Origin of the sequence: Caldimonas tepidiphila, assembly GCF_003569765.1 — a bacterium.
GTDB classification, from domain to species: domain Bacteria; phylum Pseudomonadota; class Gammaproteobacteria; order Burkholderiales; family Burkholderiaceae_C; genus Caldimonas; species Caldimonas tepidiphila.
This window is the reverse complement of sequence record NZ_QXMG01000071.1, coordinates 1-20,200: the sequence shown is the minus strand read 5'-3', so window position 1 is coordinate 20,200 and position 20,200 is coordinate 1. Positions and strand designations below refer to the sequence as shown.

22 protein-coding genes are annotated in these 20,200 nt (G+C 66.9%); 7 read left to right on the top strand and 15 right to left on the bottom strand.

Translation table 11 applies throughout. The annotated features are described in order from the left end of the window. Window positions 1–110: 110 nt before the first annotated feature. The 7 genes from D3A59_RS22250 to D3A59_RS22220 all read left to right on the top strand — a co-directional run bounded on the left by D3A59_RS22250 (window position 111) and on the right by D3A59_RS22220 (window position 5,915). Window positions 111–575: a YiaA/YiaB family inner membrane protein gene (locus tag D3A59_RS22250; RefSeq protein WP_119157527.1), complete on the top strand. Its 465-nt coding sequence runs from the start codon at window positions 111–113 to the stop codon at window positions 573–575. A 41-nt stretch (window positions 576–616) separates the two neighbouring features. Then, window positions 617–1,039 (top strand): hypothetical protein, encoded by a 423-nt coding sequence (locus tag D3A59_RS22245; protein ID WP_119157516.1) that lies wholly within the window; start codon window positions 617–619, stop codon window positions 1,037–1,039. Beyond that, the gene (locus D3A59_RS22240) at window positions 1,036–1,812 is read left to right on the top strand and encodes a DUF2145 domain-containing protein (protein WP_119157515.1); all 777 of its coding nucleotides are present in this window, start codon (window positions 1,036–1,038) and stop codon (window positions 1,810–1,812) included. The genes D3A59_RS22245 and D3A59_RS22240 overlap by 4 nt, the downstream gene beginning before the upstream one ends. After that, window positions 1,812–3,803, top strand: coding sequence for an MFS transporter (locus tag D3A59_RS22235; protein WP_119157514.1), 1,992 nt, complete (start codon window positions 1,812–1,814; stop codon window positions 3,801–3,803). Before D3A59_RS22240 ends, D3A59_RS22235 begins: the two co-directional genes overlap by 1 nt. Before the next feature lie 102 nt (window positions 3,804–3,905). Beyond that, the gene (locus tag D3A59_RS22230) at window positions 3,906–4,487 is read left to right on the top strand and encodes a KdsC family phosphatase (protein WP_119157513.1); all 582 of its coding nucleotides are present in this window, start codon (window positions 3,906–3,908) and stop codon (window positions 4,485–4,487) included. Next, complete coding sequence (gene lptC, locus D3A59_RS22225; RefSeq protein ID WP_119157512.1) at window positions 4,484–5,110, top strand: LPS export ABC transporter periplasmic protein LptC; 627 nt, start codon at window positions 4,484–4,486, stop codon at window positions 5,108–5,110. The genes D3A59_RS22230 and lptC overlap by 4 nt, the downstream gene beginning before the upstream one ends. A 4-nt stretch (window positions 5,111–5,114) precedes the next feature. Further along, complete coding sequence (locus D3A59_RS22220; RefSeq protein WP_119157511.1) at window positions 5,115–5,915, top strand: SDR family oxidoreductase; 801 nt, start codon at window positions 5,115–5,117, stop codon at window positions 5,913–5,915. A 34-nt stretch (window positions 5,916–5,949) separates the two neighbouring features. Here the strand turns inward: D3A59_RS22220 and D3A59_RS22215 are convergent, their stop codons facing one another. From D3A59_RS22215 to D3A59_RS22145, 15 genes are all read right to left on the bottom strand, one after another. After that, the gene (locus D3A59_RS22215; RefSeq protein ID WP_119157510.1) at window positions 5,950–7,134 is read right to left on the bottom strand and encodes a tetratricopeptide repeat protein; all 1,185 of its coding nucleotides are present in this window, start codon (window positions 7,132–7,134) and stop codon (window positions 5,950–5,952) included. A 15-nt stretch (window positions 7,135–7,149) separates the two neighbouring features. Continuing rightward, window positions 7,150–8,088 (bottom strand): type II secretion system F family protein, encoded by a 939-nt coding sequence (locus tag D3A59_RS22210; RefSeq protein ID WP_119157509.1) that lies wholly within the window; start codon window positions 8,086–8,088, stop codon window positions 7,150–7,152. A 19-nt stretch (window positions 8,089–8,107) separates the two neighbouring features. After that, a complete protein-coding gene (locus D3A59_RS22205; protein WP_119157508.1) occupies window positions 8,108–9,082 on the bottom strand; it encodes a type II secretion system F family protein in 975 nt (324 codons plus the stop codon). A 7-nt stretch (window positions 9,083–9,089) separates the two neighbouring features. Continuing rightward, on the bottom strand, window positions 9,090–10,448 hold the full coding sequence (locus D3A59_RS22200) for a TadA family conjugal transfer-associated ATPase (RefSeq protein ID WP_119157507.1): 1,359 nt from the start codon (window positions 10,446–10,448) through the stop codon (window positions 9,090–9,092). Window positions 10,449–10,506: 58 nt separating this feature from the next. After that, window positions 10,507–11,652 carry a CpaE/TadZ family protein gene (locus D3A59_RS22195; protein ID WP_157991645.1) on the bottom strand — a complete coding sequence of 382 codons (1,146 nt, stop codon included), beginning with the start codon at window positions 11,650–11,652 and terminating at the stop codon, window positions 10,507–10,509. A gap of 54 nt (window positions 11,653–11,706) precedes the next feature. Continuing rightward, window positions 11,707–12,186 (bottom strand): TadE/TadG family type IV pilus assembly protein, encoded by a 480-nt coding sequence (locus D3A59_RS22190; protein ID WP_119157505.1) that lies wholly within the window; start codon window positions 12,184–12,186, stop codon window positions 11,707–11,709. Beyond that, on the bottom strand, window positions 12,183–12,662 hold the full coding sequence (locus tag D3A59_RS22185; protein ID WP_119157504.1) for a TadE family protein: 480 nt from the start codon (window positions 12,660–12,662) through the stop codon (window positions 12,183–12,185). The genes D3A59_RS22190 and D3A59_RS22185 overlap by 4 nt, the downstream gene beginning before the upstream one ends. A gap of 2 nt (window positions 12,663–12,664) precedes the next feature. After that, window positions 12,665–13,933, bottom strand: a complete 1,269-nt coding sequence (locus D3A59_RS22180; protein ID WP_157991644.1) for a pilus assembly protein TadG-related protein — start codon at window positions 13,931–13,933, stop codon at window positions 12,665–12,667. Window positions 13,934–13,969: 36 nt separating this feature from the next. Beyond that, on the bottom strand, window positions 13,970–14,254 hold the full coding sequence (locus tag D3A59_RS22175; RefSeq protein WP_205665253.1) for a hypothetical protein: 285 nt from the start codon (window positions 14,252–14,254) through the stop codon (window positions 13,970–13,972). Between the two features lie 11 nt (window positions 14,255–14,265). Next, window positions 14,266–15,762, bottom strand: a complete 1,497-nt coding sequence (locus D3A59_RS22170) for a type II and III secretion system protein family protein (RefSeq protein WP_240636171.1) — start codon at window positions 15,760–15,762, stop codon at window positions 14,266–14,268. Between the two features lie 200 nt (window positions 15,763–15,962). After that, complete coding sequence (gene cpaB / locus D3A59_RS22165) at window positions 15,963–16,805, bottom strand: Flp pilus assembly protein CpaB (protein WP_119157502.1); 843 nt, start codon at window positions 16,803–16,805, stop codon at window positions 15,963–15,965. 15 nt (window positions 16,806–16,820) lie between these two features. Beyond that, a complete protein-coding gene (locus tag D3A59_RS22160) occupies window positions 16,821–18,107 on the bottom strand; it encodes an AAA family ATPase (protein ID WP_205665252.1) in 1,287 nt (428 codons plus the stop codon). Window positions 18,108–18,241: 134 nt separating this feature from the next. Continuing rightward, entirely contained in the window at window positions 18,242–18,817 is a 576-nt protein-coding gene (locus D3A59_RS22155) for an A24 family peptidase (protein ID WP_119157500.1), read from the bottom strand. 89 nt (window positions 18,818–18,906) lie between these two features. After that, on the bottom strand, window positions 18,907–19,113 hold the full coding sequence (locus D3A59_RS22150) for a Flp family type IVb pilin (protein WP_205665251.1): 207 nt from the start codon (window positions 19,111–19,113) through the stop codon (window positions 18,907–18,909). A 72-nt stretch (window positions 19,114–19,185) separates the two neighbouring features. Beyond that, the gene (locus D3A59_RS22145) at window positions 19,186–19,398 is read right to left on the bottom strand and encodes a Flp family type IVb pilin (protein ID WP_119157499.1); all 213 of its coding nucleotides are present in this window, start codon (window positions 19,396–19,398) and stop codon (window positions 19,186–19,188) included. Window positions 19,399–20,200: the final 802 nt, after the last annotated feature.

Sequence of the window (20,200 nt, the reverse complement as noted above, 5' to 3'; positions counted from 1 at the left end):
AAGGCGATACCAGTGGTGCCGCCTTGAGCGACACGGCATCGCTTCGTTGACCCTTCTGCGTCCCCGGCGCGAACATGCCTTCCATGTTCAATGCACGCCCCGAGGACACCATGCAGAGCGCCCCGAGCCCCGTCGTCATCGTCCGCCGCGACACCCGCGCCTGGAAGGCGCAGGTCTGGATCTCCTTCGCGCTGGCCGTCTTCCTGTGCGGCGTCGGCCTCGCCTGGCTGCCCGGCGACGACCTCGACCGCGCCTTCATGGTGATGGGCTACGTGTTCTGCCTGTCCACCGCCTTCGCGCTGGCGAAGTTCGTGCGCGACAACGAGCAGCGCCGCAGCGACACGCCGCTGTGGAAGCTGGTGGTCTGGGGCGGCTTCCTCTTCGCGATGGCGCTGACCGGCTGGGGCCTGTGGCGCATGGGCATCCACCCGACCTACAAGGCCTACCTCGGCGTGTGCTGGCTGTTCCTGATCTCGTCGGCCTTCACGCTGGCCAAGACGCTGCGCGACGGCTACGACGCCGACCTGGCCGAGTCCCGCCTGCAGCGCCCCGCCTCGCCGCACGAGGACGAGTGAGCGGCCTCCCCCTGTCCCTGCCTTCCTGAAAGGAGAACGTGATGAAGACGAAAACCCTGCGGGCCCTCGCGCTGGGCCTGGCGCTGGCGACGGGCGCGCTGCCTGCCGTGCAGGCCCAGTCCACCGTGTCGGCGGCGGCGAGCGCGCTGTCGATGCTGCCGGTGGCGGTGTCGGTCGCCGCGCCGGTGATGCTGCTGTCGGCCGGCGTCACGCTGACGGTGGTGGCGGTGGAGGCCTCGGCGCTCGGCACCGTTTGGGTGCTCGAGCGCGCCTCGGACGGTGCCCGTGCGACGGTGCGCTGGAGCAGCCAGGCGGCGGGTGCGCTGTCGGTGGCGGTCGGCACCGGCGTGCTCGTCACCGCGATGAGCACCGGCTGGCTGCTGTCGGCCGCGGGCCGCGCGATCGCCTTCATTCCGAACGAGCTGGGCGCGTCGCTGCTGTACGGCGAGCGCATCACGCCGTGAGGGCGCTGCTGCTCGCCGCCGCGCTGCTGGCGGCGGCCGGCGCGGCCCGCGCCGGCCAGCCCTGCGAGGCGCAGCCGCTCGAGGTGCGCGACGTCGAGCAGGCGATGGAGCTCGCCGCGCGCACCGCGGCGCGGCTCGACGCGAGCGGCGCGCGGGTGGTGGTGGTCGCGCGCGTCGGCCAGGACCTGAGCCGCCACGGGCTCCATTACTCGCACCTCCGCTTCGCCTACCGCGAGCACGACGGCGCGCCGTGGCGCGTGCTGCACAAGCTCAACCACTGCGGCACCGCGCAGGCCGCGCTCTACCGCCACGGGCTCGGCGACTTCTTTCTCGACCGGCTGCACCGCTACGAGGCGGGCGTCGTCGTGCTCGCGCCCGGGGTGCAGCAGCGGCTGCTGCCGCTGCTGCGCGACAACCGCCGCGCCGCGCAGTGGCACGTCGCGCGCTACAGCATGGTCGCCTACCCCTGGGCGCAGACCTACCAGCAGTCCAACCAGTGGGCGATCGAGACGCTGGCCGGCGCGATGGAGCCCGCCGCCGCAACGCGCCGCCAGGCGCAGGCCTGGCTGCAGCTGCGCGACTACCGGCCGACCGTGCTGCGGCTCGGGCCGCTGACGCGGCTCGGCGCGCGTGCCACCGCGGCGCATGTCGCCTTCGACGACCACCCCGGCGAGAAGCGCTTCGCCGACCGCATCGAGACCGTCACGGTCGAGTCGGTGTTCCAGTGGCTCGCGCGCACCGGCCTCGGGGATGTGCCGTTCACCGTCCACTGATGCGCCGCTACAGTCTCCAGCATCCACCCGGGGAGCCCGCCTTGAGCCACCATCCCAGCCAGTTCGCGCTGCTCGCGCAGCGCCGCTTCGCGCCCTTCTTCTGGACGCAGTTCCTCGGCGCGGCGAACGACAACCTCTACAAGTTCGCGCTGACCGTGCTCGTCACCTACCGGCTCCACGTGGAGTGGCTGCAGCCGGAGATGGCGGGCCTCGCGATCGGCGCGCTCTTCATCCTGCCCTTCGTGCTGTTCTCGGCCACGAGCGGGCAGCTCGCCGACAAGTACGACAAGGCGGCGCTGATCCGCTTCGCGAAGTCGCTCGAGATCGCAATCATGGCGCTTGCCGCCTGGGGCCTGTGGACGACGCAGGTGCCGGTGCTGCTGGCCTGCATCTTCCTGCTCGGGCTGCAGTCCACCCTCTTCGGGCCCGTGAAGTTCGCCTACCTGCCGCAGCACCTGGACGAGCGGGAGCTCACCGGCGGCAACGGCATGGTGGAGATGGGCACCTTCGTCGCGATCCTGCTCGGCAACGTGGCCGGCGGCCTGCTCGTGGCGGTGCCGCAAACCGGCGTGCTGCTGGTCGCGGCGGCGGGCCTCGCGCTCGCGCTGCTCGGCCGCGCCACCGCGCACGCGGTGCCGCGCTCGCCGGCGACCGATCCGGGGCTGGCGATCAACTGGAACCCCTTCACCGAGACCTGGCGCAACCTGCGGCTCGCGCACGGCAACCGCGTGGTGTTCCGCTCGCTGCTCGGCATATCGTGGATGTGGTTCTTCGGCGCGGTGTTCCTCGCCCAGTTCCCGTCCTTCGCGAAGGAGGTGCTGCACGGCAGCGAGCAGGTCGCCTCGCTGCTGCTGGTGGTGTTCTCGCTCGGCATCGGCATCGGCTCGCTGCTGTGCGAGACGCTGTCGCGGCGCCATGTCGAGATCGGCCTCGTGCCGCTCGGCGCGCTCGGCATGAGCCTGTTCTCGATCGACCTCTACCTCGCGTCGCGCGGGCTGCCGCCGGCGCACGCGCTGACGGTCGCCGAGTTCGTCGCGCGCCCCGGCCACTGGCGCGTGATGGCCGACCTCGCGCTGCTCGCGCTCTCCGCCGGGATCTACAGCGTGCCGATGTACGCGCTGATCCAGATGCGCTCGCAGCCGACGCACCGCGCGCGCATCATCGCGGCCAACAACATCCTCAACGCGCTGTTCATGGTGGCGAGCTCGGTGCTCGCCGGGCTGCTGCTGAAGGCGGGGCTCGACATCCCGCAGCTCTTCCTCGCGGTCGGCCTGGCGAACCTGGTGGTGGCCGGCTACATCTTCCTGCTGGTGCCGGAGTACCTGCTGCGCTTCTTCGCCTTCGTCGCCACGCGCTGCGTCTACCGCTTCCGCGTCGAGGGCGAGGAGCACATCCCGGTGCGAGGCGCGGCGCTGCTGGTGTGCAACCACGTCAGCTTCGTCGACGCGGTGCTCTTGATGGCGGCGAGCCCGAGGCCGATCCGCTTCATCATGGACCACCGCATCTTCGCCACGCCGGTGCTCGGCACGCTGTTCCGGCTCGCGAAGGCGATCCCGATCGCGCCGCACCGCGAGAACCCGGCGGTCTACGAGCGCGCCTTCGCCGAGGCGCGCCGCGTGCTCGACGAAGGGGAGCTGCTGTGCATCTTCCCCGAGGGCGGCATCACGCGCGACGGGACGCTGCAGCCCTTCAAGGGCGGCGTGATGAAGATCCTCGAGACACACCCGGTGCCGGTGGTGCCGCTGGCGCTGCGCAACCTGTGGGGGTCGTTCTTCTCGCGCGTCGAGGGCGGGCGGGCGATGGTGCGGCCGTGGCGGCGCGGGCTGTTCAATGCGGTGACGCTCGTCGCCGGGGCGCCGTTGCCGGCCGCCGAGGTTTCGCCCGGGCTGCTGCAGGAGCGGGTGGCGCGGCTGCTGGGGCAGCCCGCCGACGGGGCGGAGGCCGCCGCGATCGCGGCCGGCAGGGCGGCACGCGGGCCGGATGCCGCCTGAGGAGGCTCCGAGGCCGGAGAGGCTGCCGGGAAGGGCCGGGCAGCGGGCGGGTTTGCCGCCCGTCACCGGGTCGCGGGCGGCCTGCGCGGCACAATGGCAGCCATGCGAGCCCTGACCCCCAGTCTGACCTTCCCGCCCGAGCTGCTGCTGCAGGCCCAGGGCATCCGTGCCGCGATCTTCGACGTCGACGGCGTGCTGACCGACGGCCGCATCTACATCGGCGAGCAGGGCGAAACCGTCAAGGCCTTCAGCACGCTCGACGGCCAGGGGCTGAAGCTGCTGCAGCTGGCCGGCATCACGCCGGTCGTGATCACCGGCCGCGACTCGCCCGCGGTGCGCCGCCGCGTCGCCGACCTCGGGCTCGCGCATGCGCTCTACGGCGTGCACGACAAGCTCGCCGCGGCGCAGCAGCTGATGGCGGCGCTGGGACTGGACTGGCCGCAACTCGCCGCGATCGGCGACGACTGGCCCGACCTGCCGCTGCTGCTGCGCGCCGGCTTCGCCTGTGCGCCGGCCAATGCCCACGTCGAGGCGCGTGCCGCGTCCCACCATGTCACTGCCGCCGCCGGCGGGCACGGCGCGGCGCGCGAATTCTGCGACCTGCTGCTGGTCGCGTCGGGCCGTTATGCCGCGCTGCTGCAGACCATGCTGGCCACGCTCGACGACGGCCGTCCCGGCGCATGAGGGGCGCCCCCGGGGGCTGGCGGGCCCGCCTGCACGGCCTGTCGGCCTACCTGCCCGCGCTGCTGATGGCGCTGCTGGCCGCCGCCACCTGGTGGCTAGTGCGCAACACGCCGGTGCCCGACGCGCCGCGGCCCGAGCGGCCCCCGCGCCATGAGCCGGACTACGTGATGAACGACTTCTCGGTGCAGCTGCACCGGCCGGCCTCCGGCGCGCATGCGTTGCTCGAGGGCGGCAGGCTGCGCCACTATCCCGACAACGACCTGCTGGAGATCGACGAGGTGCGATTGCGTGCCACCGACGAGCTCGGCCGCGTCACCGTGGCGACCGCGCGTCGCGCGCTGGCGCAGGGCGACGGCAGCGAGGTGGAACTGATCGGCGACGCGCAGGTGCGGCGCGAGGCCGGCGGGCCGGGCGCCGCTGGCGGCGAGCCGGTGGAGTTCCGCGGCGAGCAGCTGAAGGTGTTCCCCGACACCGGCCTGGTGCTGTCGGAGCAGCCGGTGCAGCTGCGCCGCGGCGGCATGCAGGTGCAGGCCGAGTCGCTGCGCTACGACAAGGAGCGCAGCCAGCTCGAGCTGCAGGGCCGCGTGCGCGGCAGCCTGCCGCCGCCTGCCGGGGGCCGCTGAGAGCATGGGCGAGAACAAGCTGCCGCTCGTCTTCATCACCGGCGCCTCCAGCGGCATCGGCCAGGCGCTCGCCGCGCGCTACGCGGCCGCGGGCTGGCGGCTCGCGCTGGTGGCGCGCCGCGCCGCGGAGATCGAGGCCTGGGCCGCCGCGCAGGGCCTCGGCGCCGACCGGGTGCAGGTCTACCGGGCGGACGTGCGCGACACCGCCGAGATCATCGCCGCCGCGCGCGACTGCATCGCGCGGCAGGGCCTGCCGGACGTGGTGATCGCCAATGCGGGCATCAGTGTCGGCGTGGACACGGCCGAGTTCGAGGACCTGGAGGTGATGCGCGCCACCTGGGAGACCAACAACCTCGGCATGGCCGCCACCTTCCATCCCTTCATCGCGCCGATGCGAGAGCGAGGGCAGGCCAGCGGGCACGGCGGCACGCTGGTCGGCATCGCGAGCGTCGCGGCGATCCGCGGCCTGCCGGGCCACGCCGCCTACTGCGCGAGCAAGGCCGCGGTGGTGAGCTACTGCGAGAGCCTGCGCGGCGAGTTGCGCCCCTTCGGCGTGCGCGTCGTCACCTTGCTGCCGGGCTACGTCGACACGCCGCTGACGCGCGAGAACCGCTACCCGATGCCCTTCCTGATGCCGGCCGGGGATTTCGCCGAGCAGGCCTTCCAAACGATCGATCAGGGCGTGAGCTACCGTGTGATCCCCTGGCAGATGGGCGTCGTCGCGAAGCTGCTGCGGCTGCTGCCCGACGCGCTGTTCGACAGGCTGCTCGAGGGGCGGCCCAGGAAGCACCGGCGGGGAGGGTAAGGCTGTGGCCGCAGTCGCATTGCCGTGTCCGGCATCACAAGGCGTCGGCGCGGTGGATGCCTGCCTTGTGGGCGATGTAAGCGCGATCCTGGGCAACGGCATCGTGGCCAATGACCACGCGGATATCCGCACCTGACTGCAGCACAGGTTCGCGCACGATGACAGGCGTGACTGGCAGACCTCGGGCAATGGCCTGGGCCTCCATTTCATAGCCTTCCCGGTACTGCACTATGGTCCGAAGCGTGGCATAGGGTCGCAGGTTGGTAAGCCGGCTAGAGGTGTAGCCTTGCGAGCGCAAACGGCTTGCCAAGCGGGCAGCGGCGCCGGTCATGCCGTTGCCGTTGGCAATCTCCAGGCGGGCGTGACGGACGGCACTCTCCGGTGGGTTCTGATCCACGACGGGTGACGTTGGGCCTGCAGGAGAGTTACTCCTGACCGCTTCGACCACCTCCAGCTTCATAGCGGTAGGCCGGGCCAGTGTCTCGATCTTCAGGGAGCCGGCCATGGAAAGCGGTCCGGCCACCTGAATGCGAGTGATCGGTGCTGCTACCTGAACGTAGGCAACGGAGTGCTGATGAATCGGCAGGGGGCTGGAACCCGGCATCGCCTGGGGAAGGGGCATCATGGATGCGTCGGCCGGTAGAGAGTCTTTCTTGGCGGAAAGATCTTCCTCCGCCTGGTGAGGCAAGGCCGCTGCAAGGGTGGTTGCCTTCTCCAGCAGGCTGCGGGCTACCGGATTGAGGGGGTCGAGTTGATGTGCATGGCGCAGCGGCACCAACGCATCACGAGCCTGTCCCGCGCGCAGCAGCACTTGGCCCAGGTTGCTGTGCAGGTGCGCACGCAGGGGGTCGAGGTTCACGGCTGCCTGCAGCACGGCTCGTGCTTCCTGCAGCCGGCCTTGCCGTGCCAGGGCCACGCCGAGCGCGTTGTACGCCTCGACAAGGCCTGCATCTGCAGCGATGGCGCGGCGGTAGGCCTGTTCAGATTTCGCCCAGTTTCCCTGGCGATCGAGCAAGCGACCCTCCAGGTATTCCGCTTGGCCCAGCGGCATGCCGTGCTGCACCTGCATGCTGGGTTTCACGGACCATGGAAAGGAAGCCGCTTGCGCCGAGGAGTCCGCAGGCGTGTCGGGGGAGTGAGCGCATCCGCCCAGCGCCAGCGCAACGGTCAGGGCGGTCAGTACGGACAGCGGGGAAGAGTCATGGCTTGGTTTCATCATGAGTCTTTGGTCGTGTCAGCTTCCTGTCATAGCAGGCATCACGACGCGGATCATCTGGATGACCGCTGGCCCCATGATCACCAGCATCAGCGAAGGGAAGATGAAGAAGATCAGTGGAAACAGCAGCTTCAGCGGAATCTTGGAGGCGGTCTCTTCCGCCTTCTGGCGACGGCGCGTGCGAACGGTTTCCGAACTCACTCGCAGCGATTGGGCCAGGCTGGTGCCGAAGCGCTCCGCCTGCAGCATCATCGACACGAACTCCTCGACCTCCTCCACGCCGGTGCGCAGCGCCAGGTTGCGCAGCGCGCGGTCGCGCGGCGCGCCGGCCCGCAACTCCAGGTTGACCAGGCGCAGTTCCTCGCTGAGGACCGGGCTCTTGTGGACCATGTCCTCCGCCACCCGAGTCAGTGCCGCTTCCGTGCCCAGGCCGGCCTCCATGCACACCGTCATCAGGTCCAGCGCATCGGGAAAGGACTCGAAGATCTCCCGCTGGCGGCGGGCGATGGCCTGGCTCAGCAGCATGTTGGGCAGGTAGTAGCCCAGTGTGGCCAGTAAGAGCAGGGCAAACAGCAGGGCCGAGCCCTGTGCCGCGCTCGTGACCGTGAGAAGAAGGAAGCCGCCCACCGGGAGGCTGAGCGCCAGAACCGTCTTCGTTCCGAAATAAGCGATCGGTGCCGAGCTGCTGCGGATGCCGGCATTCATCAGGCGTCGACGGAGCGCGGAATTCTCGAAACCCTCCTCCGGCACGGAAAGCTTGGCCATGCGTTCGGTGGCTTGTGCCACACGGTCCACCAGGTTCTCCCGGGGCCGCTCGTCCAGTGCGGAGGAGGCTCCGAGCACCTGCTGCACCCGACGCTGCGCGTTGTCGACGCTTAGGCGGGAGATCAGCCACAAGGCCCCTGCAAAGGTGCCGACGAACACCAGCACCAGCATCGCGATTTGCACGGATGACATGGATTCTCCCGGGCTGTTTTCAGACGCGGATGCGGATGATCTTTCTCATCCACAGCGCGCCGAGGAGCATGGACACGAAAGCCGCGCCCACCAGTTTCTGGCCTGCAGGATCGGTCCACAGGATCGCCATGAAGTCGGGGGAGATCAGGTTGATCAGCGCGGCAGTGGCGAAGGGCAGGGCGATCAGGATGATGGCCGACAGCCGCCCTTCGGCGGACAGCGTGCGGACCTGGCCGAGCAGCTTCAGGCGGGCCCGCACGATGGTGGCGATGTTGTCCAGGAGCTCGGCGAGATTGCCGCCCGATTCGCGCTGGATGATGACGGCCACGACGAAGTAATTGAGGTCGGGGATGGGCACCCGCTCGGCCAGGCGCAGCAGGGCCTCCTGCTGGGGAATGCCGTAATTGGTCTCGTCGGCGAGCTGGCGGAATTCCGGTCCCAGTGGAGCCGGCATCTCGTCGCCCACCATCTTCACCGCGGTGGGGAAGGCATGGCCCGCACGCAGGGCTCGCCCCATCAGATCCAGGGCCAGCGGAATCTGCTTCTCGAAGGCCATGATGCGCTGCTGCCGCTTCCTGGACAGCCAGAGCCAGGGCAGGCAGCCCAGGCCCAGCACGCCGGCGAGGCTAAACAGCAGCGGCTTGTCGAGCAGCACCGGCAGCAGGAAGCCCGCCAAGGCCAGCAGCGCGCTGAACAACAGCAGCTCGCCGGCATTGCACCCCACGCCCGCGACAGCGACATGGCGGCGCAGGGCCTCGCCGCCCGGCATGACCGGCAGCAGCTGCGTGTCGATCCATTGCCAGCGCCCCCGTCCGCTGAGCCGTTCCAGGCTCAACGGGGACTGGACGTCGATGTTGTCAATGGAGCGCAGCCGCGCGGCCACGCGCTTGGCCTCGGCGCTGTTCCTAGAGGCCCAGACCTGGTAGAGCCCCTCCAAGCCCAGGACCATGGCCACGAACAGGAGCACGCCCAAGAGGATGTAGCTGGAGTCCATGGCGTCCTCATTCCACGCGGCGTGACGGGTCGAACAGGGTTTCCGGAATCGAAATTCCCCGGGATTTCAATCGCTCCACGAAGCGCGGACGCACGCCGGTGGCCTGAAAGTGCCCCCGTACCGTTCCATCGGCCTCCACCCCAGTCTGTCGGAAGGTGAACACTTCCTGCAGGGTGATGACGTCGCCCTCCATGCCGGTGATCTCGGCGATGCTCGTGACCTTGCGCTTGCCGTCGGTCATGCGATTGGCCTGCACCACCACGCCGATCGCGGAGGCGATCTGAGCGCGCGCCACCTTGGGCGGCAGGTTCATGCCGCTCATGGCCAGCATGTTCTCGAGCCGGGACAGGGCGTCGCGCGGCGTGTTGGCATGGACGGTGGTCATCGACCCCTCGTGGCCGGTGTTCATCGCCTGCAGCATGTCCACCGCCTCGGCACCGCGGGTCTCGCCCAGGATGATGCGGTCGGGCCGCATCCGCAGCGCGTTGCGCACGAGGGCCCGCTGGCTGACCTCGCCGCGGCCCTCGATGTTGGGCGGGCGCGTCTCCAGGCGCACCACGTGAGGCTGGCGCAGCTGCAGTTCGGCTGCGTCCTCGATCGTGACGATGCGTTCGCCATGGTCGATGAAGCCCGACATGATGTTCAGCAAGGTGGTCTTGCCGCTGCCCGTGCCGCCCGAGATCAGCATGTTCATCTCGGCGGTGGCCAGCGCCTGCAGCACCTTGGCCATCTCCGCGGTGAGGCTGTGGTACTCGACCAGGTTCTCCATCGTCAGCGGCACCACCGAGAAGCGCCGGATCGACATCACTGGGCCATCCAGTGCCAGGGGCGGGATGATGACGTTCACCCGGGAGCCGTCCGGCAGCCGGGCATCGGCCATCGGGCTGGATTCGTCCACCCGCCGCCCCACGCGCGACACGATCTTGTCGATGATCTTCATCAGGTGATCGTCGTCGGCGAAGCGCACGTCGGTCAGGCTCAGCTGCCCGCGGCGCTCCACGTAGACCTGGCGTGCGCCGTTGACCAGGATGTCCGACACGGTGGGATCGGCCAGCAGGGGTTCCAGCGGCCCCAGTCCCAGCATCTCGTGCTGGATGTCGCGCACCAGATTGCGACGCTCGGTCGCATTGATCACCAGGTTCTCCTCCACCAGCAGCCGCTCAACCAGGGCGACCAATTCCTCGCGCAGGCGCTGGGGCGACATGCCTTCCATCACCTCCAGGTCGATGCGCGACAGCAGCAGCTGGTGCACCCGGGTCTTCATCTGCTGGTAAGCGTGGGGTGCTTCGGCCGGTGCATCGACGCTCCGCGGCTCGACGCGGGCGGCAGGGGCCGGGGGGCTGGCGAGTCGTTCACGCAGGCTCATCGGATTTCCTTGTATTCATAGGACGGCGGGTCGACCGAGGGAAGAGCGAGGAATGCCCTCAATGGCTGAACAGGCTGCGGAACCACTTGTCCTTCTTGCCGGCTTCCACCGGTGCGATAACCTGCGCGAGATCCAGCAGTGCGCGCGTGACCGGGCTGCTGCGCGCCAGCTTCTCGATGGGAACCCCCTGGTTCACCGAGGCGCTGACGGAGGCGAAGTGGTTGGGAACGGTGAGCAGGTCCTTGTTCCCCACTGCCTGCTCGAAGGCCTCCAAGCCGATTTCCGTGCTCTTCTGGTAGCGGTTGACGAGCCACTGCAGCTTGTCGGGCGGATAGCCCAGCGACTGGAACAGTGTGCGCAGGCGGCGGGCATCGCGCAGCTGGGGCAGGCTCAGCTGCACGACGGGGTAGATCTGCTGGGCCAGGTCCAGGGCCTGCAGGCTGACAGGGTCGATGGACCGGCCAACGTCGAGCACCACGTAGTCGAAGACCTGTCGGGCCTGCTTGACGATGGCCTCGATGTCAGACGCCTTGATCTCCAGCGCCTGCGACAGTTCGGTAGGGGCGGCCAAGACGCTGAGCGTCGGGCTCACGGACACCATGGCCGCGCGCAGCAGCTCGGCATCGAGCCGGTGGATGTCGCGCGCCACCTCCGCCACGTCGCTCGCCGGGCGCTGGTCGCTGAGCATCAGCAGCGCATCGCCGAACTGCAGGTCCAGGTCCAGCAGCGCCACGCGCAGCCCTTCCCGGCTCGACAGCACATGCGCCAGATTGGCTGCCAGGAAGGTAGCCCCGCTGCCGCCCTTGCAGCCCATGAAGGCCAGCACTTCTCCTCGGGCCGCCGGGGCGTGCTTTCGGCTGATGCGCTGCACCGCCGCCTGCAGGGCCACCGGATCGGCGCTAGGAAGCACGTCCCTCACGCCGACCTGCATGGCACGCAGCAGGAAGGCGGGCGAGGGCTCGGGCGAGATCACGATCGCCTCCAGCTCTGGATGCTTCCCGCTCAGGGCCCCCAACCCGTCCAGCCCCTGCTGGTTCAGGCCGTCGAGCACCAGCAGCGACGGTTGGCTGCCGTTGACCGCCGCTACCAAGTCGTCCGGCGCGCCTGTCGCGGAGAGCACTTCCAGGCCGGGGGCGCTTTCGCGCACCATGCGGGCCACCGCCTCGGCGCGCTGCTGAGTGGAAGAGACGACTTTGATTTTCATGCTGTTGTCCTCAAGGGAGGGCGGAAGAACGGTGTCCCGGCTATCGCAGCAACCTCAGTTGCAAACGGGATTGAGTACGCCGCCGAGCTCGCTTTGCATACTTTCACGTGGCAAGGTGGTTTTGAAAGCGGGTAGACTCAGCGAGCGCGGCAGCAGCCAGTGGATGGTGGGAATCGAGTTGCTCGGATTGAGTTCGACCGTGACCGTTTCACAGTCTTCCGCATTGGTGCAGCTGCTCGCTCCTCCTTCCATGTAGTAGGAGATGCGGATGTCGTCCGCATTAAGGAGGGGAAGCATTCCGCGCATGCGCGACTTGATCTCTGCGTCGTTCAGGTCGCACACGACTGCCATGCGGGCGCCCAGCCGGGTCACCTCGGCAGCGGTGTTCCAGTAGTGCATCAGGCGGCCGAATTCGATGGCGCCGAGCAGCAAGGGGAAGAACACCAGGGAGGAGACAAGTGCGAATTCGACCGCCTCGTGGCCTTGCTGGATCTGTCGAGACGGGCTGCGGCAGCCCCGCTGGAAAGGCTTCATAGCGGTTGCACCATCGTTGCGTTGACAGGGCCGAACGTGATGGAGGGCATTACGAACGGCACCATGCTCACGAAGGGATAGTTACTCACCGTCACGCTGACCAGGTTTACGACGCCGCGGCCGGTGGGCTGAAACCGGTGGGATGCCGCGCAGGAAATCTGATCGCAGATCGAAACCATGGACAGTTCTAGGCGAGGTAGCAAGGGGTCTTCCCGACAACCGTCCCCGCTAAGTGCAGGGGAGCCTGTCAGCGCCAGGCACCGAGCTACTAGGGTATCGCTGGCTGATCCGGAAGGCGCCACTGTCGTCTGGTAACGCACGGCATCGCGCACGCTCTTGGCGAGCGTGTTGTATTCGTACAGGGCTCGTCCTCCTTCGACCACACCTGTAATAAGAATGAACAAAGGCAGGAACAGTAGCGCAAACTCTATCGTTGCAGCGCCGCGTTGGATGTGAAAAGGGGCGTGCCGAGCCATGATCACTGCACCAGGGTGGGAACCGGGGGACCGCTGGCTAGAGGACCACCCGGTAAGCCGCCAGTGCGGCAAGGACTGCCAGGCGTGTTGGCCAGACCTCTATACTCCAGGTAGATCGTACCATTGGCACCGTTGGACATGGGGTTGAGCATTAGCACGCAAGCCATGTCCTCAATCACAACCTCGCTGCCCGCACTGCAATTGATCAACGCAGCAGTAACCAAGCGTCGGTCACTGCCGAGCGAGAGGTGTTGAGATGATAAAAGGGTTCTGCCGGAGACGTTGCCTGTTCCTGCATATTGAGAGTTGTTGAATGGAGCGCCAACGGCTTGGCGATTGAGGTAATCGTTGTATGCACTGACGCCGATATTTATTTCAGAAAATCCAGCGCCTGGATTCTTGTTGGGGTAGGCGTAACCAGTTCGATCGGGCGGGGAGCTGGATTCATTGTATGCGTTATTGTTGGGATATATTCCAAAACGGGTGTTATAGCCAGATTTCGCGCCTTGCTGAGTGCCCGGCAGACGTATTTTGTCGCCTACCTTTACACCGCATACCGGAGCCCCTCCCGCCAAATGATCACGTATTTCTTGATTGCCGCTTGTGTCAGGGGTGTAGTCAACCCAGCGGAAGCTGCCACTCAGTGCGTCCTCGTCCGCGCTGTTGCTTGTGAAGTTGCTGGTAATCCATTCCCCTGCCGCATATCCGCCAGCTTTGTTGCAGATTCCAATGGGGGCAGTTGGGCACATAGAGTAAGCAGGGGCAAGCGTTGCCACTCCTGTGGCCTCGATATTCTGTGCGCCGATTCCCAAGAGGGCCATGAACCACGGCGTCAGGCCTGTAAGACGCGCGGTGCACATCACATAGCGAGACTGAGTGGAGGCACCATTTGTTCGGGACAGGTAGCTGGAGTTTGGCGCCAGCGCCGTGCTGAATTTCACGTCACCCGAGTTCACGCTGATCTGCTGAGACTGGAACTCCACTCGATTGCGGCTTGCCGCAAAGATTCCTGCCGCCTCGGCGTTCTGAAGGTAGGACGACGGGCAAGTACCGCCAGAAGCCGCATTGCAGGTCAGTTCCGCAGCGGCGGCTAAGGCGCAGGCATCCGCTGCGGTCTGGAGTTCGGTCTTGCTCACATACATGCGCCCAAGATCGATGGCCAAGCCGGCGAATCCGAACAGGACCAGTGCCGAAAGCGCCACAATCACCGCGATGCCACCGCGCTCCCTGCGGGGGCAGGGCCGGAGCGTATGTTCAAAGGGTGTGCTCATGCCGCGCTCCCTCATTCCGCTAGGTTTTCAAAGCCATCAGCGACTGGTGGTGGCGGCGCTGCCGCTAGCGTTCGCGCTGACTTCCTGTTGCGCTCCCTTTGTGCCGTGGCCATAGCTGGTCCAGTACTTGTCGAGCGAGCCGGCGACTGCCTTGCCGTCGGTGAGAGGCAAGGGACTCTCGGTCAGCCCGGCCTGCGGGTCCAGTGTCTGGGCCTCGCGGGTTTGGCGCACCGCGTCGCCGAACCGGCTCTCCCAGTGCCGTGCCGTGCTGCAGCCCGCGAGAGCGAACAGGATCGCGCCGATGGTGAAAAGTGCTTTCATCGAGAGCCTCCTTACTTGACCTGGTAGCCGTCGGCGCCGGCGATATCCGGCGCGTCAGCGTCTTCCTTGCCTTCGGAGACCTTCTGGCCCCCGCTGCGGCGCTTGCCTTCGAGCTTGCCCCTGAAGTGCACGTCGCCGCGCGTGGGCTCGTTATAGTTGTCCGTCGGCAACGTGACCTGCGTCAGCGGCTTGACCAGCCGCGGCGTGATCACGAACACCAGCTCGGACTTGTCAGTCTGGAACTCGCTGCTGCGGAACAGCGCCCCGATGATGGGCAGCTCGCCCAGGAAGGGGAAGGCCCGGATGTTGGTGGTGACGTTGTTCTTGATCAGCCCGCCGATGGCGAAGCTCTGGCCGTCCTGCAGCTGCACCGTGGTCTTGGCGCTGCGCGAGGTGAACGAGGGCAGCACCGCCAGACCGCTGACGCCGGGTGCGGAAATTCCCACGCCCTCACGGTTGAGCTCCGACACCTCGGTCGCCACCGCCAGATCGATGCGGCCGCCGTCCAGCACGGTGGGCAGGAAGGAGACGGACACGCCGAAGGGCTTTTCCTCGAGCGTGACGGTGCGCCCGCCCGAGCCGCTGTCCTGCGCGACCGGGATGAAGATCTTGCCGCCGGCATTGAAGCTGCCCTTCTGGCCGCTGATGGCCAACACGCTGGGCTCGGCCAGCACCTTCACCAGTCCGTCGGTCTTCTGCGCATCAAGGCCGATGTTGGTCACGCTTCTGGCATCAATGTTGTCAAATGGCACGGGAATCGTCGGCGTACCTACGCCTCTGATTTGTCCGCCCGAAGCCGCTGTGCCGCCGAGGAGGCCGGACAGGAAGCGGATCGCCGAGTTGTCGCCCGTCACGAAGGCGCGCGAGAAGTTGATGCCCCAGCGGTCGAGCAGGGACTTGGAGACCTCGGCCACCTTGACCTCGAGCATCACCTGCTGTGCCGCGCCGGTGCTCAGCAGGTTGATCACGCGCGGATTGCTCGCGCTGCTGCCCGAGCTGCGCACGTAGGCGTTCGCCAGCTCCAGGATGCGCGAGATCGCGCCGTTGTCGCTGACGGTGCCGCTGAGTACCACCGCGTCGAAGGCGGCGCTCACGCGCACCTCGCTCTCGTTGGGCAGCAACTGGCTGATGACGGTCTGCAGGCCCGCGGTGTCCATCCCCACCACCACGTCGAACGCCGTGCACCGGCCCGCCTGGTCCAGAAGCACCACGTTGGTGGTGCCGATACTCCTGCCCAGCACGTAGACCTCGCTGGGGCTGAGCAGCAGCACATCGACCTCGGCGACGCCGGGGCGCGTCTTGCTGTTCTCGTTGCCCGAGGCTTCCTGCGCTTCATCCTTCGCGTTGGCGGCTTCGACCGGGCGACCGGCCCGCGAGCCGACCGGGTTGCCCAGAAGGACGCGGGCGATCGGGCTGCTGGGCTTGAGCACTGTGGACTTGCCGACGCTGACCTGCACCACGGGGGCCACTTCCACGCGCCCGCAGGGCATGTTGCCGTAGACAGGCACCGAAACTCCTGCAGGGGCAGGCAGTGCGGCCCGCCCGCCCGGGCTCGTCTGTGCCTGTGCAGCTCCCAAGGCAAGGGAAATCAGCATCACGAATTGAGCCAGTGCGGGAAGGACCGTGCGGCGCTTCGGGCGATGGCTTGCGTCGGGTGCGTGGGGCGGATGGATGCGGCGCATGGGGGCTCCCTCGGGGCGTCGTTATGTCAGAAGCATTCTTTTGTGCGGACGGTGCCGCGGATGACTTCCACGCAGTCGCCCGGCTTGGCAGGCTCGGCCTGGGCCGTGGGGCGGTAGGTCCTCACTAGGACCGCACTGCGGGCGGGCGCCGGGGCGGCCGCCGGCAGCGGTTCGTGGTTGAACAGCGTGGCCTTGGTCGCGCCGCCGGTGGCGCCGGGGGTCGGGTCGATCTGGTTGCGCAGCACCAGGGACAGGGTGCCGACGCTGCGCGCCAAGTCCAGCAGCTCGGCTTGGCGGGGATCGACCTCGAGCGTCACGGCATTGACAACCTTCGGCTTGGTCTCGTCGCGATTGGCCTCCTGGGCCACGGCCAGCACGAGGATGCGCTCTAGCACGATCTTGCTGATGGCCTTCTCGTCGTTGCCCCGGCGCCCGTCGCTCTGGGTGTTGACCATGATGTCGACGTAGGTGCCGGGCAGCGCGAAGCCGGCCACGCCTACCACGTCGTTGACCCGCACCGTCATCGCGCGCTTGCCTTCGGCCACCACCGACGACAGGCCGCCCTTGCTTCCCACCGGGGCCAGCTTGCCCTCGATCAGCGGCTCGCCGCGAAGCAGGCTTGCCTTGACCACCCGGGTGCCCAACTCGTCCAGGCTCCTGAATGCGCCGGGCGGCACCGCGTCGGCAGGCCAAGGAGTCAGCCTGAGCATTTCCGGGGACAGCCTGGCCCCGAGCTCGACATCGACAGCCGCGACGACGATCTGGTTGCCGCTGCGCTGCGACTGCATCAGCTTAGAGACCAGCACCACTGCCGCTGCGGCAGCCAGCAGTGCAACCAGCAGCATCATCCATCCGCGAGTACTCTTCATGGCTCGATCTCCATCTCACCCGTGCCGGGTGGTGGTGGGTGCAGCGCCGGATCCGCCGGACGATGCGAATTGGTTGTGCCAGGCCCGCTCGAGCAGGTCCGGGCTGAGCCGGGCGCTCAGGCCGTGATAGGCGGCGTGATCGCTCACGTGGCTGACCAGGTCGCGCGGGGCGCTGGCCAGCAGCGGGCGGCCATGGCGGCGATGGAGCGCGAGCAGATGCTCGACCGCCCCTTCATCGCAGCCCACGCCTGTGTCCGCGCAGGCCTCGCGCAGCAGCTGGCCGTATTGCGCTGGAGCCACCTCGCCGAGGAAGATCTTGTGGCCGATGCGGCGCAGGAAGGCCTCGTCCGCCACGTCGGCGGGCGTGAGGTTGGTGGAGAAGAACAGCAGGCAGTCGAACGGCACCTTGAACTTCGCCCCGGAGCGCAGCACGAGGTGGTCGTGGTACTGCTCCATCGGGACGATCCAGCGGTTGAGCAGCTCGCGCGGGCTAACCCGTTGACGCCCGAGATCGTCGACCAGGTACAGGCCGTTGTTCGCCTTGACGTGCGGTGGCGCCTGGTAGAAGCCGGCGCGCTCGTCGAACATCAGTTCCAGCATCTCCAGCGTCAACTCGCCGCCGGTGACGACGACCGGGCGCTCGCACAGTACCCACCGCGCGTCGGGGCGCATGCGGCTGTCGAGCGCGCCGCTGGCCGGCTCAGGGGAGGGGCCTGGGGCCGCGGCCGGTTGGTGCACCAGCGGGTCGTACACCCGGACGATCTCGCCGCTGACCTCCACCGCGTAGGGCACCGCCACGGGGCCGGCGAGCATGCGCGAAACCTGTTCGCACAGGTAGGTCTTGCCCGAGCCCGGCGGGCCGTAGAGCAGGATGGAGCGCCGCGAGTTCATGGCCGTCCCGAGCTGCTCGCGCACTTCGGGGCGCATGATCACCGCGGCCATGGCCGCCTCGAAGGCCGGGCGCGTGACGCGCATGCCGCGCACGGCCTGGGTCTGGACCTGCGCGACGTAGGCCTTCAGGCTCACCGGCGCCGGCCCGGCATAGCGGTTGCGCTGCTCGGCCTCGACGGCACGCGTGCGGCCGGCCTGCGTCAGCTCGTACTCGACGTCGCCGTCGAGCGCGCCTCGCCATCGGATCTCCACCAGGCTGTCCCTGCGCAGACCGGCCAGCACCTCCTCGACCACGCCGGGCAGCAGTCGCAGGTGCTGGGCGAGCGCCTGCAGGTGCTGCAAGCCCGACTGCTGCATTACCTTGAGCAGCAGCTCGCTCAGCAGATGAGCCGGAAGCCCGGTGTCGGACACCGTGCGTGCTGCAACGGGCAATCGCGCGGCCGGCAGAGTGTGGGGGTTGGTCGGCTCCGGACTGCACTTCGCAAGTGGTGATGGAAAGGCGACGAGTGCGGAATTCATGGAGTGGCTCATTTCCGACAGTGCGATCAAGGGGCCGCGTTGAACAACTGCAGAGCGACCTGGCTCAGGGTGCCAACGCCGATGGCGAGGGCATAGGGCAGGCGGCGCCCGGTCGTCAAGGCGGGCTCTGGCGGCATCAGCTTGCCGCTCATGATCCCGACCATCGTGGTGGTCAGCATCAGGCGCACATTGATCAGTACCTGGCGCGAGGAGCGGGTGCAGACCATCATTCCCACAGCAAGCACGCCGCCGGCGAGAAGACTCAATAAAGTGGCGCCAATCAGCAGTTTTGGTCCGAGCCAAGCCCCCACCATGCCGAGCAGTTTGACATCCCCTGCTCCCATTACTCCTAGCAGGTATAGCGGCATGAATAAAGCAAGCCCTAAAGCTAGGCCTAGCATGGATTGGATTGGGCCCAGTCCACCCCACCAGAAAGAAAACAGTCCATCTCCCTGGGGCGGCAGCGTGTGTAGCGCCATGGCTACTACGATACCTATCGTGACTCCCAAATTGGGAATGCGGCGTGAACGCAGATCGCTAAGCGTGATCCAGGCTAATAGGCTGGTTAAAACCATAAAACAAAAGAGCGACTCGATCTGCATGGCGGCTTGACTCGAAATGAGTTGGTATTAAATGGCGACCAGCGCCCGCACTTAAGACAGAACAGCTGGTCCCCTCTAAGGCGCCCTCTTTAACCAGCAAGGGTTGTGGCCGTGCACGCCGCTGGTGCTTTCAAGCAGTTGCCAAGCCTAGTGAAGATTCCACTAAGCTCGGTCCCCAAGGCGGTAGCCCCGCCAATGATCATTACAGCGATCAGGGCGGCGATCAGGCCGTACTCGATAGCAGCAGCTCCTTCTTCTTCTCGAAGGAAGTTTCCAATGGCTTGGATAAATTTCACTGCAATCCCCTTCTAAAATGGATAACTTTGGCTTGTGTATGAAAAAGCAAATATTTTTGCTGGTCGCCCTTCTCAACCAGCAAGGGTTGTGGCCGTGCACGCTGCGGGTGCTTTCAAGCAGTTGCCAAGCCTAGTGAAGATTCCGCTAAGCTCAGTACCCAGGGCTTTGGCTCCGCCAATGATCATTACTGCGATCAGCGCCGCGATCAGGCCGTACTCGATGGCGGCAGCACCTTCTTCATCGTTCCAGAAGCACTTGACTGCGGTGATTGCGTTGTTCAGCATTGTTCGTTTCCCTAAAAAATGAAGTTGCGTCGTCCGGGGGCCTGCGGACGGATCGCAAGATCTCTCCCTCAAGGCCCTCTCCCTTGCGGCGCCATGGCAGCTGCCACTTTCTGCATGCCTTGGTAACCACACCTTCAGTTTGTGTTTTTCTTTGTTCGGATAGCATCCCTCGTGCGCGGGGCGCTAGACCGAGGGGGCTGCCCCTGATTAAGGGGTTCCTCAATCTGCTTCCTGACTGGCAGGCGGTATCACAGTCTCACGTAGTGAGCCACCAAAGTTGCAGGCTCGCTGCAAGCTCTTCGATGAGACTGACCATTTCCGTGGTCCGTATCCAGCTCCAGTAGGGGGCTCGTGGGTGGAGTTCCAGTGCTGCTTCGGCAAGGGGATGTGGCGGCCAAAGCGTTCAGAGTTGCGCGCTGAGCGGGGCCTTTGCCTATCCGTACGACGAGCAGTGCTCGGCCCCGCAGGATTCGCCCTGAAAGCGGGCATTTGTTCTCGAGTAATGCCTGGGGCCTGTCCAGCATCTACTGTTGACAAGGAATAAGCCCGAAGAGGTGTAATGAAGGCTTCTTCATGCGGTCGTGGAGGTGCCTCATGCGCCGCTACCTTCATGTGTGCGAGTGCCCCACTTGTCAGGCTGGCGAAGACGAGGCGACACGTGAGTTGCATCAGCAGATCAACCTGCTGCTGAGCCGCCTCGACGAGCAGCAACGCCGCTGGTACGCGGCATTGCAGGCCAAGCAGCTCGGCCGTGGCGGAGTGCAGCTCATGTCCTGGGGCACTGGGATCAGCGAGAAGACCA